Source organism: Faecalibacterium sp. I3-3-33, assembly GCF_023347295.1.
In the GTDB taxonomy this organism is placed as follows: Bacteria; Bacillota; Clostridia; order Oscillospirales; family Ruminococcaceae; genus Faecalibacterium.
Map to the genome: position 1 here is coordinate 2,948,267 of NZ_CP094469.1, position 17,225 is coordinate 2,965,491.

A 17,225-nucleotide genomic window follows, 5' to 3' on the forward strand; every position below is an offset into this window, starting at 1 on the left:
ACCTCCTTTTGAATTTCAGCCGCCGGCAGCATATGCCATACTGCGGCTATGACCGATCTCTGGCTTCATGTTAACACCTTTTTCATAATTGTGTTAATATTTTTTAGGTATAGTTCCTATATCAAAAAGTATATGGCCGCTTATTTTATTTGTTTGCGCAAACTTTTATTTTTTGGCGATAACACGTTTTAATTCATCGTTCTGTTTCTCAAAAACTTTCTCCCGGGAACGGTCAAAGCCGTCCCCGCCAAACTTTGCGCCGCCTTTTTGTGCACTTTGCTTAATCGTTTGCGATTTTCTCTCTGAAACGTGGAATTTGGGACGAAAAGAAGGGAAATCCGCCCCCCTCAGGCGAGGCACCCCTTCCGTGAAAAAGGGCTAGCGGAGCGTCCGCAGACGCTCCGCTAGCCCGAAAATAAATCTTCCACTATTGCCGCGCAGCGGCACATCATTTCCGGCGCAGCCGGAACAGCATTGCGCCAGCACCTCATCTGCCGCAGGCAGATATCATTGCGCCGTCAGGCGCCCCCACCCGCTGTCCTTGATGGTGGCATCCGCCTGCTTGTGCAGCAGTTGCACAAACAGCTGCTCCTCCGGCTGCAAAGGCTCCCGTTCCGGGTACACCAGCACGTCCCGCATCTGCTGCTTCTGCGCCGGGCAGTTATGCAGTGCCAGATGGTACTGCTCCAGCGCGCGCTGCGGCATGGGGGACGACCACATATAGGCCGTGGGCAGGTTTTGCAAAATAGAGAACTGGCTGCACCGCTCGTACACATGGATGCGGCGGTTGGGGTTTACCTGCCAGCGGGAGACGGTGCTCTCCTCCCCGGGCAGATGGGCGTCGCCGTGCAGCACCTCGATGTAATCGTTCAGCTCGTCCAGGTTCTGCACCTGCCGCCGTGCCAGCGGGCTGTCCTGACTGGTGAGCAGCAGGTAGGAAAACTCCATGATAGGCTCCTGCCGCAAACCGTGGCGCTGGCAGTAGCGCAAATAGTAGTCCTCGTCCTCGGCGGCATAGCGCAGCAGCGCTATGTGGTAGCCCTGCCGCAGCACAAAGTCCAACGCTTCGATTGCGCCGCTCTCCCGGATATGCACCCGCAGCTGCTCGCTGCGGGCTGCCTGCTGCAAAAAATCCACCGCCGCGTAGGAGGCGTAGGTGGCATGGGTCAGCACCACCCGCAGCTCGGCGCAGCTGCGCTGCTGCTGGTGCGCCTCCTGCTCCAGCTCGTCCACCTGCTGCAGCACCCGCTGCGCCTGCGCGATGAACCGCTTGCCCTGCTCGGTGGGGATCATGCCCGTGGAGGAGCGCTCGAAAATGCGCACCCCGTATTCCTCTTCCAGATTCTTCAGTGCCTTGCTCACATTGGGCTGCGCCGCGTACAGCTGCTTTGCCGCCGCCGACACCGACCCCCATTTCATGATGGCTACCAGATATCGCAGTTCCGTAATATTCATGAACCCCTCCGCGTTGTTTGCAGTCGTAATCGTATTGTAACAATTTCTCCGCGCTGCTGTCAAGCGGGGGAAGAACTCCCCCGGCAGCGTCCTCGCCCTCTCAGTCAAATCCTACGGATTTGACAGCTCTCCCAAAGGGAGAGCCTTTGGCATGGCGGTATAGTTTCCGGCTAAAACGCAAAGTTGCTTGCCCGGAAGGGGCAGCCTCACAGCGCGGATGTTTCCGTAGGAAACAAGCGCGGCAGCTGCCGTTCGCCTTTGTAGCCCCTCCCGTGAAAAGGCAATTCTGGAAAATCCGCAGATTTTCCAGAATTGCGAATTAAAAATAATTTTTCCGCTGAACATGGCCAAAGCGCACGCGGCGGCCATTCCAAATCGTCCCCCTCTCCCTTGCACCAAAGCCCCCGGGTGCTATATAATAAGGAAAAACATAAAGGAGGGGCTGTACCATGCCGGAATACCGCGTGCTGCGCATTGACGAGCAGCTGTACGGCTGCGAGGAGCTGCCCGCCGGGCAGCCGGTGCTGTGCGATTTGACCCTGACCGATGCCGCCGGGGCTGCCCGCATTCTGTCCTACCCGGACAAGGAACTGACATGTCTTGGCATCAACGAAGGAGATACCGTCTGTCTACTGCCGGACGGCACCCTGCACAAGCTGTAAGGAGTAATTTTATGCACAATATCTATTTCACCCGTCACGGCGAGACGGTATGGAACGTGGAAAATAAGATCTGCGGCATGACCGACAGCCCGCTGACCGCCCGCGGGCAACAGCAGGCGCAGCAGCTGGGCAAGCTTGTCCGGGACAGCGGCCTGCGTATTGACGAAATTTTGTACTCTCCCCTCTCCCGCGCCGCCGACACCGCAAAAGCCATTGCCGCCGCAACCGGTCTGCCCGCCCGCTGCGAGCCCCGCCTGCGGGAGCAGTGCTTCGGCAAATACGAGGGCACGCCCCGGGACGGTGCGGAGTTCCGCATCTCCAAGACCCACTTTGCCGACCGCTATGTGGGCGGCGAAAGCATGATGCAGCTGGCGCAGCGCATCTACAACCTGCTGGACGAGCTGAAAGCCGACACCGGCAAGACCTATCTGCTGGTAGCGCACAACGGCATCGCCCGGGTGGTGCACTCCTATTTTTACGATATGACCAACGAGGAGTACGCCGCTGCGGGCATCAAAAACTGCCAGCTGGTGGAATACACCTTTGAATAACCAAGAAAGCCGCCGGGGCCCCGGCGGCTTTCTTGTTATGACACGTCAACCATGACGGTAATGGAATTTCTGGTCTTTTGTCACGAACATATACACGCTCACCGCCAGCGCGGCCAATTCGGCGGCGGTGACAGCCAGCCACACGCCATCAATGCCCCACAGGGCGGGCAGCAGGAGCAGCGCGGCAAGCTGGAACAGCAGGGTGCGCAGAAAAGAGATGAGAGCGCTCGTCACGCCGTCCCCCAGCGCGGTGAAGAAGGAGGACGCATACACGTTGAAGCCCATGATGAGGAAGCTCAGCGCATACAGCCGGAAGGCGCGGTTTGTCAGCGCCAGCAGCTGGGCATCGTAGCCCACAAAGATGCGCGCCACATAGGGGATGATGACCATAGATGCCGCCGTCATGGTCACAGCTACCACGGCGATGAGGCGCAGGCTCTTCTGATAGAGGTTATGCACCTCGGCGTGGTTGCGCGCGCCGTAATGGAAGCTGACGATGGGTGCGCTGCCCACCGCATAGCCCACGAACACCGCCACAAACAGGAAGGCCGCGTACATGATAACGCCGTAAGCCGCCACGCCGTTTTCGCCGGCAAGCCGCAGCAGCTGGAAATTATACAAGATATTGACCAGCGACATGGAAAGGCTTGTCATCAACTCAGAAGAGCCGTTGATGCAGGCATCCCACAGCACGCGGCCGTAAAACTGTGTTCTGCACAGGTGCAGGCGGCTGGTATTGTGGTGGTCGATAAAGTAGAACACCGGCAGCACGCCGCCCACCAATTGGCTGATGAGGGTGGCAACGGCAGCGCCCTCCACGCCCCAGTGCAGCGTGCCCACCATCACCACGTCCAGCACCATATTGGTGCAGCCTGCACCAACGGTGAACCAGAAGCCCAGAAGCGGCTTTTCGGCGGTGACGAAAAAGCTTTGGAACATATTTTGCAGCGCAAAGGGCGGCAGCGCCAGCATCAGGATGCGCCCGTAGCGCACGGCGTAATCCAGCAGCTCGCCCTTTGCGCCCAGCAGCACGGCGACCGGCCGCAGGAACAGGATGCCCAGCACGGCCAGCACACTGACCGAGATGAGCGCTGCCAGCAGAAACATGGTAAAATAGCGGTCGGCTTTTTTCTGGTCGCCCTCGCCCAGCGTGATGCCAACGATGGCGCTGCCGCCGGTGCCCAGCATAAAGCCGACAGTGCCCAGCAGCTGCGGCAGCGGCATGATGAGGTTGACCGCCGCAAAAGCCGTTTTGCCCACAAAGTTGGAAACGCACAGGCCGTCCACGATGCCGTAGATGGAGGTGAACAGCATGGTGCCGATGCAGGGCAGCACGAACCGCAGCAGGCGGGAATAGGTAAAATGGTCGGACAATTGGATGGTTTTCTTTGGCATAGATCCTCCTTTTCTGAGATCCGTATATGCAAAAAGGCCGGATAAGAACCACCGTTCCGGTGCGTTCCCTCTTCTGCTGCGGCACTACGGTGCCCACAGCCTCCGGGAAGCACGAACGATGACATCTTATCCGGCCTTTCAATTACGTTGAAACAGCCCTCCGATGAGCGAAAAACAGTATAGCAAAGTTTATTTTTTATGTCAAGCCCAGTTTTGCATCACTCCCCCGCAAGGCGGACAAAGGGCGCGATGGCGTTGGCGTCGCCGTGGCGGACGATGGAGTAGGTGATATCGCAGTAGGGCTGGATGGCGGTGCTCTTTTCCACGGTGGAGATAAGCAGCACCTGCAATTGCAGGCGGCGGAACAGCTCCATCATGGGGCGGATGCGGTCGCTGGTCATCTTGCTGAAGGCCTCGTCCAGCAGCACCAGACGGATGCTGTTTTCGCTCTTCTGGTAAATTTGCAGAAGGCTTGCGCAGATGGCCACATAGAAGGGCGCCTGATTCTCGCCGCCGGAGGAATCGCGGCTGACGCGGGACAGATACGCCTGCTGCCCGGTGACCTGATTGGTCACCTTGATATCGTAGTCCAGATAGGTGCGGTAGTCCACATAGTCCGAAAGGGTGGCACCGGCGGCGGTGCGTCCCTCCTGACGGGCGCGGGTGTTCTCGTCCACGTCTGCCATGATCTTTTCCATCAGTTCGTCCACCTGACGCTCGTAGGCGGGGTCGGCGGTGGCGGCAAGGTTATCCAGAGAATCACCCTCGGTCATCTGCTGGTTGCCTTTATCCACGATGACCTGATAGAACGCCGCAAGCTGCGGGTCGCGGCTGGGTTCCAGCTCAAAGCGGTAGACTTCCTCGCCGTAGGTCAGCTGCTCCATGACCTTGTTCAGCTCCCGGAACTGCCGCCGGGCGTTGAAGATATCGTCCTTCATGCGGAACAGGATATCCTTGCGGAAGCGGTCCTTGCAGTCCCGCTGCGCCTGCTCCAGACGGGCGGCGTAGCGCTCCAAGTCGATGCGCACAAGGCTTTCGTGCTGGGCGCGGTACTGTTCCAGCCCGGCAAGCCCCAAGGGATAATCGCAGACATAGCGCTGGTTGTAGGCTTTCTGCGCCGGTTCCAGCGTGCTGTTCAGGTAGACGGTCAGGGCATCGTCCAGCTTGGCCTGTGCCTTTTCGGCAGCCTGCGCGGCGGCGCGGGGGGACTTGTCCGGCCCGGTCAGTGCCTGCTGACGGCTGCGGGAGAGGGGCTCCACCAGCGGGTGGGCGGCAAAAAAGCTTTCTGCGGCCTGTGCGCTCTTTTCGGCGGTGTCCACCGCCTTCTGCTGCTCCGCCTCGCAGGAGGAGATCTGTTTTTCGCACACGCGCAGATCGCCGCCGGTCTGCTCCACGGCGGTGCGGGCGGCTTCCCATGCGGCCTCGCGCACCTCTTCCTCTTTATACAGCTGCTGCAAAAGCGGATTCTCGCGGCACTCGGCCAGCTTTGCGGCCTGCTTGTCCACCGCCGCGCGGGCGGCGGTCAGGGCGGCGCGGGCGTCCCACAAAGCGGCAAGCTCTTCCAGCGCAGTACCGCGCAAAAGGGTCTGGTACTGGCTGTATGCGGCTTTCAGGTTCTGCTCTGCCTGTGCGGCGGCGCGCACCTCCTCCGCAAGGGCGTTCATCTCCCCTGCCAGTGCCCCGGCGCGGGCGCGGCGGGCTTCCAGACCGATATAGCGCTGCGGGGTGCGCAGACGCTCCAACCGGAAGGGATGGTGGCGCAGAAGGTCCCGGGTGGCGCTGTCGGGGTAGTTTTCCAGCGTGTCGGGGGTGTCGCAGCAGACGATGCGGCGCAGGATGGTGTCGGCGTACTGCGCGGCAAGCGGGTTTTCGCTGGTGACCTGTGCCGCCAGACTGTCGGCGGGGGCGGTGTCGGCGCGGCGGTTGGCCTTGCGCAGCCCCGGGGTGTCCAGCAGACTGATGGGCCCCACCTTATCCTTCAGCGCCACAAAGGCGCTTTTGGCGGCGACGTAGTGGGCGGGCGGCACAAGGATATCGAACCGGCGGTCGCCCAGACAGGCTTCCACGCAGTCCTGCCAGCTCTCGTCCTCCACGTTCAGCAGCTCGCAGAAGATGCGGGCGTCCGGCTCCATGCCCCGGCTTTTCAGCTCGGCATTCACGGCGTCCCGCACCCGGGTGGCGGCGTCCCCGTGGGGGTACACCCACTTGCCGCCGGATACGGCATCCAGCTCGGCGCGTTTCTCGGTCTGCTGCCGCTGCAAGGCGGCGGTGTGCTGCCGGGCGGCAAAATAGGCTTCTTCCAGCGGCTTTTCCTGTGCGGTCAGCCAGTCGGTCAGGGCGGGCAGAGTGTCCGGGGTCAGGTCTGCCATCTTCTGTCCGGCGGCAAAGCCGCTGCGGCGCAGCACCGCCAGCAGGTTGCCGGTCTTTTCGGCGGCTTTTTCGGCGGTATCGGCGCGGCGGGCGGCGGCATCCAATGCGGTCTGCCGGTGCGCCAGTTCCTCGCTGAGGGCATCCAGTGCGCGGCCCTCGCCGCTGGCACCGGCGGCGCTGTGGGCGGTCAGGTAGGCGCGGCGGGCTTCCGCTTCGGCGGTCTTGGCCTCGGCGTAGCGGGTGCGCAGCGTTTCCTGCTGGCGGCGTCCGGCGTCTACCCGCTCCTGCCAGACGGCCTTTTCTCCGGCATCGGCAGCAGCCCGCGCCAGCAGGGCGGCGCCCCGGTTCACAAGGGCTTCGGTCTGTTTTTCGGTGGCTTCGCGGCCGAAACGGACGATCTCGTCCAGCGCATCGGCGCGGGTCTGGGCTTCCGCCAGCACGGCGTGGAGGTTTTCCAGCTCCAAGCGGTCGCCTTGCAAGGCTTCCAAGTCCAGCTCCGGCTGGGGCAGGATATACTGGTACAGAAACTCCCGGAAATTCGGGATCTCGTCCATGCTGGTGCCCATCTGGAACACCTCGTTGAACTTTTTGCCCAGCGGGCTGGCTGCGCGTCCGATACCCAGAGCGCGGCAGATCCTATCCCGCGCTTCGCTTGGGCTGCGGGTGTAGGAAAGCCGCCCTTCGGCGGGCTTGAAGTCCTCCTTGGCGCTGGGCGCACCGGTGCGCGGGTCGATAAAGGGCAGCTGTTCCAGCGTGATGCCGTCCTCCGAGATATACCACGTCTGGTCGCCGGGGTGCAGCTCCTGCATGGGACCTTCGGACTCCACCCGCACCGCGATGACAAAGCTGGTGTGCTTTACGCTGTCCCAGAACTCCGCCCCGATATACGCCACGGTATGCCCCGGGCGGCGGTAGGCGTTTTCGCCGCGCTGCTTGGCGTGGACAGAGCCTTGCAGGGTGCGGCCGCTTTTCTTATTGCCCAGCGCATTGAAGTTGCGGTTGGTGGTCAGGCAGTAGCGGATGGCGTCCAGAATGGTGGTCTTGCCCACGGCGTTCACGCCGATCATATAGGTCAGGCGGGCGCAGTCGAAGGTGGTATTTTCAAAGTTGTGCCAGTTGATAAGCTTCAGACGCTTGAGTTCGATCATGCTTCACCCTCCCCTGTTTCCATGTCTGCGCCCTCCGGGCGCTCGTACAGACCAAGCTCGGTGCGGGTGCGGGCGCTCTCGGCGGCGGCATCCGCAAGGTCGGCATCCGGCAGCGCCAGCAGTACCGTGGGGAACACCTCGATGCGGCTGTCCAGCCCGGACAGCCGTCCCACCGGACGCGCCAGATTGTACCGGCGCAGGGTGCGCATGAGCTTTTCCAGCGTTTGCTGGTCCAGCTTGCGGGGCAGGTTCATCTTTTGCAATTCGGCCTGTACTTCTTCCACCGTGACCAGCACCTCGTCCGCGCTGGCGGCAAGGCTTTCCCGCTTTTGCAGGTACAAAAGCCGCAGCACCAGCAGCAAAATGCTTTCGTACTTGAGCAGCCGCGCCTGACTGCCCTCGTGCTCGTTGACCAGTGCCGCCGCCTGCATGGGCGCGGGGTACAAAAGCACCGCGTAGCCCAAGGGCTTGAACACCGCCCGCACCTCGTTGAGGTGGTCCTGAATATACAGATATTTCGCCCGCTGTTCCTCTACGCAGCCCAGCACAAAGCAGTGGTTGAGCAGATAGTTTGCGGTCTCTTCCAGCAGATCAATGGTTGCCATCCGTGTTTACCTCCTTGCGGCGGGTCAGGACAAAATCCTGAAACCGGAAGCCGCCGCGCTCCACCCAGTTTCCGGTCAGGGTGATATCATACTCCCGGTGCGGCGACTGGGAATAGGTGTGCAGGCCGATGATGCCTGTAAAATCGTTCGGGTATTCCTCCACAAGGGTGGAGGCGTTCACCTGCCCGCGGGCAGCCAGTGCCTGCCGCGCCAGCAGCGCCACGTTTTCCTCGGTGACGGCAAGGCGGGCGTAATCCAGCAGCAGCTGCTGCTCCTGCCGCAGCCGTTCGGGGTCAAGGGGCTCGGTGCGCACCGGGGCAAGGGGCGCTTCGGTGCGGGGCGCGGCGGGAGGATACAGCGGCTTTGTGCCGAACACTGCCGCCGGGTACAGGCGCAGCCGTGCTGCCACCGGGCCGTCGTCCGGCTCGAACAGCTGCTCCGGGCTGCGAATGTCCTCCGCATAGCGGCGCAGCAGGGCGGTGACGCTGCCCTGCGCCGAGCGGTCGCTCAGCAGCAAAAACTGTGCCCGCTGCACCGCCCGCTTGCGGTAGCGGATGTGGCTGGCGTCGATCTCCTTCATCAGGGTGCTCATCTCTTCCAGCGCGTCCCGCTGCTGCTGGATGAGGGCACGCACCCGGGGTGCAGCTTCACCGGGGGCGCAGCGCTCCACCCGGGCGTAATCCAGCGCCAGCCGGGGCAGCTGGTTCTGCTCGCAGTCGTCCAGCTCTTCTTCCAGATAGGCGCGGTAATTGAACAGGTTATCGCTGGTTTTAAAGCGGTGGTACGCCGCCGCCACCACCTTTTCCTCGTACTGGTCGAACAGTTCCAGCACCTCCTGCGGGGTGCGGTTATGGGTCAGGCGGTCGATATAATGCCCGATGGAAGCGTTGAGGGCGCGCAGGGACTTGTTCAAAGTTTCAAGGTCTGCCGCCACCTCCCGCAGCACGTTCTCGTAGGGGCTTTTTTCCTGTCCGATGCTGCCCAGCAGCTGCCACGCCTTGTACAGCTTGCCGGTATAGGTGACCACCCGGGGGTTCAATATCTCTTCCAGCGCATCCAGCAGCGGGGTGACCTCCGGCATAAAGGCAAGGGTGGGCTCACTTTCGTAGCTGCCGGGCTGCTCCTCCAGCCAGCCGGTGCGGCGCAGACGCAGCAAAAAGCCCACCGCCAGCGTGTGGGGGTCGCGGGTGGGCTGCTCGTCCTCGTCGCCCGCGCCATCGGCGTCCAGCGCCAGCGGCTTTGCCAGCGCGGCAAAATAATCCTCGGCGCGGGAGACGGCCTCGGCGCGGGAAATGCTGTAATCTGCCGTATGGCGGCACTCCTCCCAGAGCAGCAGCAAAAGCTCTGCATAAAACGCCCGGTTGGGCCCCGCCAGCGGGCGGAACAGCCGTGGGCTGACCAGTTCAAACAGCTGCATGGAAACGTCCTTTCTGTCTTGGTTCGATACCCTTTTATTGTACCACAGCGGGCGGGGTTTGTCACAAAAAGGCGAAAAAAAGCAAACTCCCTCAGTCAAAGCCTGACGGCTTTGCCAGCTCCCTCGGGGAGAGAGCCTCTGGCGCGCCCGGAAGGTTTTTCATTGCATCTAATGTTTAGCAATGGGGCGAACGGCGTGCGCCCTCTCAGTCATCGCTACGCGATGCCAGCTCTCCCAAAGGGAGAGCCAAGAGCACTGCCGAAAGCTTTCTCATTGCACCTAAAACTTCAGCAACAAGCCTCAGACCTTGGCTCCCCCTTTGGGGGAGCTGGCGCGGGAGCGCCTGAGAGGGCGGGCGAAAAAAAGCCCCGGAGAGCGGGTGCTCTCCGGGGCGGGGTGATTCAATTACTGTGCAACTTTCATTCCAATGCCGATGGCAACATAGGTCTTGCCGCCGATGGTCTTTGCGCCAACACCCAGCGCGGTAAGCTCGATGGTCTTACCATTATTGGCTGCTATGCTCTGAATAGTGTCCCAAGTGAGCTTCAGGGTAGCAATGTTCGTTGCATCCGGCGTAATATTCTCTGCCTTGTCCACTTCGTAGTAGAACTTCACATACTCATTGCCGGTGGACTGCACCGGGTCAAAGCAGACCATAACCTGATTCTGGGTATTTGCAGTCGGATTTTCGTGTTTCCAAAGTGTGTTAGAATTCAGAGTCTCTGCGCCGCTTACCTCTTGGATGTAATCGACAGCCAGCTTCTTGATGGCGGCATCGTTATTAAAATTCGTAGCAAAAGTCTTATTCAGCTCTGCCATATAGGCCTGCTCGACCTTACCCTCAAACTCCGAGCTGCCGGGGGTGCCGGGGGTGCCGCCGCAAGCAGTGAGCATTGCCAGTGCCATGATACCGGCCAGAAGAACGGCCACAAGACGTTTCATCTTTTTCATGCTAGATTCCTCCATAAATAAAATGAATTGCAGGCCTTTTCCGCGCCTCAAAAGCCCGTATGACCTATGTTCATTTTACAGCATCTTTTTTTCTCCGTCAATGTACAGACTACCTAGATTTTCCAGTTGCTTTTGAGCAGATATGTCAGTTCGTTGGATACAAAAAGCCCCGGGGAGCGGGGGTGCTCCTCGGGGCGGGGTGCAGTTACTGTGCAGTGGTATTGGTCAGTTCAAAGCCGATGGCAACATAGGTCTTGCCGCCGATGGTCCGTGCGCCGACACCCAGCGCGGTAAGCTCCAGCGTTATGCCGTTTTTGTCTGCGTTGGCGATCTCCTTGTTCACGGTGCGGAGCAGAACTTGAACATTGGTATTGTTGGCTTTGATGGCTTCGGTTTTTGCAGCCTCATAGAAAAGCGGCACATAACCTTTTCCGGTGTCTTTTTTCAGTTCCCAGCAAAGCATCACCTGCCGCACCATGGTTTTTCCGTCACCCTCTGTTTTCCAGAGCATTTCACCGGTCAGGCTGTCCGCGCCGCTGTTCTCGGCGACGTGGGAAACAGCCAATGCCCGGATGGCGTCATCGTTTTGAAAGGCCGTCCCGAACGCCTTATTCAGCGCGTCCAGATAGGCGCCTTCCACCTTGGCGTCAAACTCGGGGTTGCCGGGGTCGCTGCCGCCGCAGGCGGTGAGCAGCGCCAGTGCCATGATACCGGCCAGAAGAACAGCCGCAAGACGCTTGATCTTTTTCATGCAATGCTCCTTTTTAAAATGCAGGGCGTTCCCGTGCGGATGCACGGGGCATTCTGCTTTCATTTTACAGCAGCACGGCGGCGTTCGTCAATGGCAGGTGTGCCTGTTTTTTGCCGGGATTTTTGGGCAGAGCGCAAAAAAGCCCCGGAGGGCGGGTGCTCTCCGGGGAATGATGTTGAAATTATCAGGTCTTGGGGTAAGCGAGGTTCTTGACCTGAATTGCGATTGCAGCGTAACTGCCCTTTTCATTGGTTCTGACAACGACAGCTGCCTTTGCCCACTCGGTGTCGAACTTCACGCTATTGTTGCTGGCTTCGATCTTGCCAAGCTTCTCAGTGATCAAATTGACAAAGCCTGCCACGAGACCAGCAGTCTTATAGTCTGCCGACAGGGTAACAGTCACATACTGCTTTGCAGGATCGATGCCCTTGACGTCAAAATCAACAGCGAGAGTACCAAATGCACTGGTATCTGCCTTGATTCGTGCATCCAGCAGTTCTGCAGTTTCTTTATAGAGCTGGCTGTCATTCTTGACCTTGCCGTCATTATCACGCAGAGCCGTAGCCTGAGTCTTTCGACCGAGCTGCTTCTGGATCGCTTCTTCCTTTTGTTTGTCCGTGAGAGTGCCGCCGCCACAGGCGGTGAGCATCACCATAGCCATCACACCTGCCAGCAGCAGGGCTACGAATTTTTTCAGGTTCTTCATAAGGGTATCCCTCCAATCAGCTTGTTTGTGGTTATGTTTCTTTTCTCCGAAAGGTCTTGCGCAACCATCGTTGCCTTTCTGCCCTGATTATATCCGACAAGCGATGGTTTTGTCAATCGGGAATATAGCTAAACTTCCTGAAGCGTTTTCGTCAAAAAGGATGAAAACAAGCGGGATTTGTTGCAGTTCTGATATATTCCGGAATAAAGACCGTCGACAATCCACGGAATCTTCTTTTCCCTGCCCCGGCGGCGCAGTTTTGCCGGGTGCGGAGGGCACTTAAATTTGGACATATGTTGTGTTGGCGGGCATTAACTCCCTCAGATGCGGCTTGCGCCGCGCCAGCTCCCTCTGGGAGGGAGCCCCATTATTTTGCCTTTTTACACATTTTTACCACGTTTTAGTGGTAAAATCATGTCCGAATTGAAGTGATAACGGAGGAAACACCCATGCAACACTGTCCCGCCCGCGCGGCACAGCGGCTGGCGGCGGCAGTTCTGGCGCTGGTTTTGCTGCTGTGCGCCTTTTTGCCCCGTGCCCACGCCGCTGCGCTGAAAGAGAAAAACGGCATCCGGCTGCTCAGCTTCGACACCAGCCACATCCTTTCCATCGGCAACCAGACCTCCGGCAAGTGCAGCCTGTACGCGCTGCGCTACGCCCGCACCATTCTGGACGGCAAGGTGTGCTCCGGCAGCGGGATGTGGTCGAACGGGGCGGTGTGGTCCGCAGCGGGCTACACCGGGTACTCCGGCACCCGCGCCGAATGCCTGAAAAAACTGTACAGCGAGCTTTCCGCCGGGCGTCCGGTGATCGTGCACCTGAAAAATACCACGGTGAGCGGGGTCAAAAGGCACACGAACCGCACCTCTACTTATGAATACCACCTGACCGACTCCGGCTGGAGCGAGGTGAACTACCCCCACATTGCCACCAGCAGCACCTACGGGCACTGGGTCTGCGTGGCGGGCATCTCCCCCACCGCCGACCCGGAAAACCTGACCGAGAGCGACTTCTACGCCCTCGACCCCGCCCGGGTAACGGCAAACGGACGGCTTGCCGTCACCCGCCTGCTGGACAATACCCTGTGGGTGGAAAACTCCCCCCTGAAGGTGCTGGGGTAAAAATATAATATGATAAAACAGAGCGCCTGACACCGCAGTGTCAGGCGCTCTGTTTCTATTCCGTTCCTTTAATATCCCTTCACCGAGAAGCCGCGCTCCCACGGGTCGGGCGGGATATTTTTGCTGCGGATGCCGGTGATCTGGATATAATCGCTTTTCTGGATCATGGCGAACAGAGACATAAACTTGTCCGGGTCGCCCTGCACTTCCAGCGTCACGCTGCCGTCGTCCTCGTTCTGCACCCAGCCGGTCAGGTCAAGGGTCTGCGCGGCGTACCGCGCCCGGTAGCGGAAGCCCACCCCCTGCACCTGCCCGGTGATGATGTAGCGCCGCCGCTCCGTGCCCTCCGGCAGTGCGGGCGGGGTGCGGTCCTTTTTGGAAAGAAAATCAAACACAGCGGTGTCCCCCTTCGGGGGAATGATGTACTGTGCTGCGCGCAGTATGATGTGCTTCGCAATGATGTTCCGGCTGCGCCGGAAATGATGCAGCCGCCTGCGGCGGCAATTGTGCCGCAAGGCACACATCATTTGCCCGCAGGGCAACATCATTTCCCGCAGGGAACATCATGCCGTGCCGCAGGCACGGTGCATCATTCCCTTTACAGTTCCTGATAAGCGGTCATCAGGGCGGGGATGAACTGCTTTTTGCGGCTCACCACGCCCGGCAGCGTCCAGCTGCCATCAGTGCCGGGCTGGATCTCGAAGCCATCCGTCAGCACCCCGGCGGCGTAGCGTCCATCGCAGATGACCACGCTCTCTTCCTTGGGCACATCGGTCAGCAGCATGTAGATGTCCTCCACGTTCTGCTTGTTGCGTGCCTCTTCCAGATACGGCTTCAGCAGCGCCTCGGCGGCGGTCAGGTTCTTGCGGGTCATGTAGCTGCCCTGCGCCACGCCAAAGCGGATATCGCCGCACATGAACACCTTGAAGTCCTGCAAGAACACTTCCTCGGCGGTCTTGCCGTCCAGCTTTTCGCCGGCTTCGAACATTTCGTTGGCAAACTCGTTGATGTCCACCCCGGCGATCTTTGCCAGACGGTTGGCGGCGTTCACGTCGATGGGGGTGCAGGTGGGGCTGCGGAACACCAGCGTATCCGACAGGATGGCAGCCAGCAGCAGACCGGCGGTCTTTTGCGGGATGGTCACGCCGTTTTCATCGTACATCTGGGTGACGATGGTGGCGGTGCAGCCCACCGGCTGGTTACGGAAGTACACCGGGCCGCTGGTCTCCAGACTGCCGATGCGGTGGTGGTCGATGATCTCCAGGATCTCGGCCTGATCAAAGCCCTCCACCGCCTGTGTGGCCTCGTTGTGGTCCACCAGAATGATGCGGCGCTTGCGCAGGTTGATGATGTTGCGGCGGCTGATCATACCGCAATACTTGCCGTCTGCGTCCAGAATGGGGAAATACCGGTGGCGCACCTTTGCCATCACGCGGGTGACGTCTGCCACCGGGGTGACGAGGGTGAATTTCATGATATCGTCCCGGGTCATGTAATAGGAAATGGGCGCACACTGGCTGATGAGCTTTGCCGCCGCATAGGTATCGCAGGGGGCACTCATGATGGCTACGCCGGTCTCGGCGGCGATATGCTGGATGGTGCGGCCCACCTTTGCGCCGTTGCAGATGATGATAAGAGAAGCTTCCTTCTCGATGGCGCAGAGCTGGCTCTCGTAGCGGTTGGTCAGGATGACGATATCGCCCTTTTCCATGTTGCTTTCCAGCATTTCCGGGGTGGCGGTGCCAATGCGGATGTGACCGGTGGTGCACACTGCGTCCTCGCTGCCCACTACCATGGTAGCGCCCAGCGTTTCCAGAATATTGCGGTAGCTGGTGCGGCTCTTGGCAAGGATGCCGGTGTCGAACAGGTCCATGTTGGCGGTGGCGATATCCTTCACCGTGATGACGCCCTGCAATTCGTCATCCTCGCTGGTCACGGGGAGGGTGTCGATCTTCTGGTCGCGCATGATCTCCCACGCCTTGCGCAGGCTGGTGGAGCCGGAGATGCCGGGGATCTGGCGGTAATCCACGTCCCGGATCTTAGGGTTGACGTCGGTGCACATCCGGGGCGGCGTGACCCCGAACTTTTTCAGCACAAATTCAGTTTCCTGATTCATTTTGCCCGCACGCCGGGCTTCGCAGACCAGATCGCTGGTCTTGTTTTTCAGCTCTGCATAGGCAATGGCAGAGCAAATGGAGTCGGTGTCCGGGTTGCGATGCCCGATGACCACGACCTTATGCGCAGTTTGCTGCATACTTTACCCCCTTATGGGTCTTTACCTTCTTATCATATACCAAAGCAGCGCCCCTCTCCTGCACAGCGGGGCGGGCTGCAACCTTATTTTAACACAACTGTGCCCATGGGTAAAGGGCACGCAGCGCGGCAGACTGTTGCTTTTTGGCCCTTTCTTGTATACAACCTCTTGCATTTCGACAGCTTCCGCTGTATGATAGAAGCATTCGAGCTTTTTTGTCATTTGCAACGGAGGACAGCATGAAATCGTCCAAATTCACATCCACTCCCCTGTTTCCACGGCAGGCGCTGGTGGCGCTGCTGCTGCCGCTGATCGCAGAGCAGGCGCTCAGCGTGACCATTGGTCTGGCGGATACCCTGATGGTATCCTCGGTGGGCGAAGCCGCCGTGTCCGGCGTAAGCCTTGTGGACAGCTTCAACACCCTGATGATCCAGATCATGAGCGCACTGGCTACCGGCGGCGCGGTGGTCACCAGCCAGTACATCGGCCATCAGGAGCCAAAAAACGCCAAGGCTGCGGCGGCGCAGATTTTATTCGTGCTGTCCAGTTTCAGTGTGCTGGTGGCGGCGGTGGTCATCGGCGGGCGGCACGCCATTCTGCGGGGCATCTTCGGCTCCATTGATGCGGACGTGATGCGCTACGCCGAGACCTACTTTCTGCTTTCGGCGCTGAGCTATCCCTTCATCGGCCTGTACAACGCTGGTGCGGCGCTGTTCCGGGCGCAGGGCAACAGCAAGATCAGTATGCTGTCCAGCTTGGTGATGAACGTGGTGAACATCGGCGGCAATGCGGTGCTGATCTACGGCTTCGGCATGGGGGTCATGGGTGCGGCGCTGGCCAGCCTTGTGTCCCGCGCCATTGCCTGCGCGGTGGTGCTGTATCTGCTGCAAAAGCCGGGCTGCGCCTTGCGGGTGGACAGCCTGCGGGCGATGGCTCCGAACGGCGGGCTGATCCGGCGCATCCTGCGGGTGGGCATCCCCGCCGGCATCGAGAACGGCATGTTCCAGATCGGCAAGCTGTCGGTCTCCAGCCTGACCTCCACCCTTGGCACGGCAGCCATTGCCGCCAATGCCGTTGCCAATACCACCACCACTTTCCTGAACATCCCCGCCAACGCCGTGGGCATGGCTGCCCTGACCGTGGTGGGCCAGTGTCTGGGCGCGGGCGAAAAGGAACAGGCGGTGTACTACTCCCGCCGCCTGATGCTGACCGCCTACTGCGGCGCGTGGGTGATGAACCTGTCGGCCTTCTTCTTCGCCAACCGGTTCGCGGTGTCCCTGTTCAACCTCTCGCCGGAGGCACAGGCCATGGCGCTGGACATCATGGTGTGGTTCAACATCGTTTCCCTGTTCGTGTGGCCGTCCAGCTTTACCCTGCCCAACATCCTGCGCGCCGCCGGTGACGCCCGGTTTACCATGACCGTGAGCATCGTGTCCATGTGGGCGTTCCGGGTAGGCTTCTGCTATCTGGTCGTGCTGTGCTTCGGCGGCGGGCTGCTGAGCATCTGGATGGGGATGTATCTGGACTGGGTGTTCCGCTCGCTGTGCTTCTATCTGCGCTTCCGCCGGGGCAGCTGGCTGGAGCAGAGTGTGATCTGAATTTTTGGTATCCACCCCTTTTCCGGTCTGTAAAGACCGGTGAAGGGGTGGATTTTTCTTTTTTTGCAGGAAAACGCCGCTTTGATTCGTATTATCAACAGAAGAGCGATGGTATTTTTTACAGGTTTCACAAATTATTTTTTCAGCGCTTGACAAAGTTTTCACCTTTCGTTCTTGCAATCTTCATCGTTCGGGCGTATAATTTCTCAATGCTATCGAGTTCTGCTCTTCTGCAAAAGGA

14 protein-coding genes are annotated in these 17,225 nt (G+C 59.8%); 4 read left to right on the forward strand and 10 right to left on the reverse strand.

The features are described from left to right. Positions 1–507: 507 nt before the first annotated feature. A complete protein-coding gene (locus MTP39_RS13780) occupies positions 508–1,455 on the reverse strand; it encodes a LysR family transcriptional regulator (protein WP_249240947.1) in 948 nt (315 codons plus the stop codon). A 449-nt stretch (positions 1,456–1,904) separates the two neighbouring features. On the opposite strand from MTP39_RS13780, the gene MTP39_RS13785 reads away from it, so the two are divergent. After that, a complete protein-coding gene (locus tag MTP39_RS13785) occupies positions 1,905–2,117 on the forward strand; it encodes a hypothetical protein (RefSeq protein ID WP_249240948.1) in 213 nt (70 codons plus the stop codon). A gap of 11 nt (positions 2,118–2,128) precedes the next feature. Then, positions 2,129–2,668: a histidine phosphatase family protein gene (locus MTP39_RS13790; RefSeq protein WP_249240949.1), complete on the forward strand. Its 540-nt coding sequence runs from the start codon at positions 2,129–2,131 to the stop codon at positions 2,666–2,668. Positions 2,669–2,713: 45 nt separating this feature from the next. Here the strand turns inward: MTP39_RS13790 and MTP39_RS13795 are convergent, their stop codons facing one another. The 7 genes from MTP39_RS13795 to MTP39_RS13825 all read right to left on the reverse strand — a co-directional run bounded on the left by MTP39_RS13795 (position 2,714) and on the right by MTP39_RS13825 (position 12,011). Next, a complete protein-coding gene (locus MTP39_RS13795) occupies positions 2,714–4,063 on the reverse strand; it encodes an MATE family efflux transporter (protein ID WP_249240950.1) in 1,350 nt (449 codons plus the stop codon). A 218-nt stretch (positions 4,064–4,281) separates the two neighbouring features. Beyond that, on the reverse strand, positions 4,282–7,581 hold the full coding sequence (locus MTP39_RS13800) for an ATP-binding protein (RefSeq protein ID WP_249240951.1): 3,300 nt from the start codon (positions 7,579–7,581) through the stop codon (positions 4,282–4,284). Continuing rightward, positions 7,578–8,186 (reverse strand): DUF4194 domain-containing protein, encoded by a 609-nt coding sequence (locus MTP39_RS13805; RefSeq protein WP_249240952.1) that lies wholly within the window; start codon positions 8,184–8,186, stop codon positions 7,578–7,580. Before MTP39_RS13805 ends, MTP39_RS13800 begins: the two co-directional genes overlap by 4 nt. After that, on the reverse strand, positions 8,173–9,603 hold the full coding sequence (locus tag MTP39_RS13810; RefSeq protein ID WP_249240953.1) for a Wadjet anti-phage system protein JetA family protein: 1,431 nt from the start codon (positions 9,601–9,603) through the stop codon (positions 8,173–8,175). The genes MTP39_RS13805 and MTP39_RS13810 overlap by 14 nt, the downstream gene beginning before the upstream one ends. Positions 9,604–10,008: 405 nt before the next feature. Next, on the reverse strand, positions 10,009–10,554 hold the full coding sequence (locus tag MTP39_RS13815) for a hypothetical protein (protein WP_249240954.1): 546 nt from the start codon (positions 10,552–10,554) through the stop codon (positions 10,009–10,011). Between the two features lie 205 nt (positions 10,555–10,759). Beyond that, positions 10,760–11,305, reverse strand: a complete 546-nt coding sequence (locus MTP39_RS13820) for a hypothetical protein (RefSeq protein WP_249240955.1) — start codon at positions 11,303–11,305, stop codon at positions 10,760–10,762. A 184-nt stretch (positions 11,306–11,489) separates the two neighbouring features. Then, complete coding sequence (locus tag MTP39_RS13825; protein WP_249240956.1) at positions 11,490–12,011, reverse strand: hypothetical protein; 522 nt, start codon at positions 12,009–12,011, stop codon at positions 11,490–11,492. A 449-nt stretch (positions 12,012–12,460) separates the two neighbouring features. Here MTP39_RS13825 and MTP39_RS13830 point away from each other — a divergent pair, with 449 nt between their 5' ends. After that, on the forward strand, positions 12,461–13,132 hold the full coding sequence (locus MTP39_RS13830) for a hypothetical protein (RefSeq protein WP_249240957.1): 672 nt from the start codon (positions 12,461–12,463) through the stop codon (positions 13,130–13,132). 68 nt (positions 13,133–13,200) lie between these two features. Here MTP39_RS13830 and MTP39_RS13835 read toward each other — a convergent pair whose 3' ends face one another. Both MTP39_RS13835 and MTP39_RS13840 read right to left on the reverse strand, forming a co-directional pair. Further along, positions 13,201–13,527 (reverse strand): acylphosphatase, encoded by a 327-nt coding sequence (locus MTP39_RS13835; protein WP_249240958.1) that lies wholly within the window; start codon positions 13,525–13,527, stop codon positions 13,201–13,203. Positions 13,528–13,730: 203 nt separating this feature from the next. Then, the gene (locus MTP39_RS13840; RefSeq protein ID WP_249240959.1) at positions 13,731–15,386 is read right to left on the reverse strand and encodes a putative manganese-dependent inorganic diphosphatase; all 1,656 of its coding nucleotides are present in this window, start codon (positions 15,384–15,386) and stop codon (positions 13,731–13,733) included. Between the two features lie 239 nt (positions 15,387–15,625). Between MTP39_RS13840 and MTP39_RS13845 the strand changes: the two genes are divergently transcribed. Further along, the gene (locus tag MTP39_RS13845; protein WP_249240960.1) at positions 15,626–16,984 is read left to right on the forward strand and encodes an MATE family efflux transporter; all 1,359 of its coding nucleotides are present in this window, start codon (positions 15,626–15,628) and stop codon (positions 16,982–16,984) included. Positions 16,985–17,225: the final 241 nt, after the last annotated feature.